Origin of the sequence: Xenorhabdus szentirmaii DSM 16338, from assembly GCF_002632585.1 — a bacterium.
Taxonomy (GTDB): domain Bacteria; phylum Pseudomonadota; class Gammaproteobacteria; order Enterobacterales; family Enterobacteriaceae; genus Xenorhabdus; species Xenorhabdus szentirmaii.
In genome coordinates, this window is record NZ_NIBV01000028.1 from 1 (window position 1) to 943 (window position 943).

Below are 943 nucleotides of genomic sequence, written 5' to 3' on the forward strand. Positions count from 1 at the left end.
TCCCCGAAGGCTGCGATGCCAATCGGTTTAGCTGCGAAGTGGCGAACCCGGAAAATGCCTTCGGCCAGTTACTGGACTCAGCACAATGGCTCGGTGAACCGGTAGACAACACGCCGACCGTTGCTGCCCCCGTGCCGGCGGCGGCTTTAGTGCCGGAGCCGGGCGTGGTGACAACCCTCGCCGACAACGGGGACATCGTGGTCCAGCAGGACGGGCAGGAATGGCGGGGACGCGGGGTGCAGCAGAAAGCCGGGGCCACGGTGATGAAAGTCAATGTCCAGTTAATCGACAAGCACAGCGGGGCGCTGTTCGTGGACAGCCTCGATATCCTCAGCGCCCGTGCCCGGTCAGCCTTCGTGCGTCAGGCAAGTCAGGAGCTGACCTTGCCGGACACGCTGATTAAGCGAGAACTGGGGCGGGTATTACTGGTGCTGGAACAACGGGCCTGGGCAACGGCAGACACGACGCAGGTCACCCCGTCGATGAATGAAGATGACCAACACGCCACCGAAGCCTTGCTGAAAGACCCCGAACTTATCAGCCGCATTACCGCTGACCTGAGCGCCTGCGGGGTTGTCGGCGAATCCACCAACCTGTTGGCGGGGTATCTGGCCGCCGTGAGCCGCAAACTGCCCAAACCCTTAGCCGTCCTGATCCAGAGCAGCAGCGCGGCGGGCAAATCGTCGCTGATGGACGCGGTGCTGAACCTGATACCAGAAGAAGAACGTATCCAGTACAGCGCCATGACCAGCCAGAGCCTGTTTTACCTCGGTGAAACCAATCTTCAGCATAAAATCCTCGCCATCGCCGAAGAAGAAGGCGTGCGGCAGGCGGCCTATGCGCTCAAGCTGTTGCAGAGTGACGGTGAACTGACGATGGCGAGCACCGGCAAGGATGAAGCGACCGGCAATCTCGTCACCAAAAGCTACACGGTCAAAGGCCC

At 61.0% G+C, this 943-nt stretch carries 1 pseudogene; it reads left to right on the forward strand.

Annotated features, from left to right (window positions below):
- A pseudogene (locus Xsze_RS22330) lies at positions 1–943 on the forward strand (DNA primase); the annotation flags it as partial.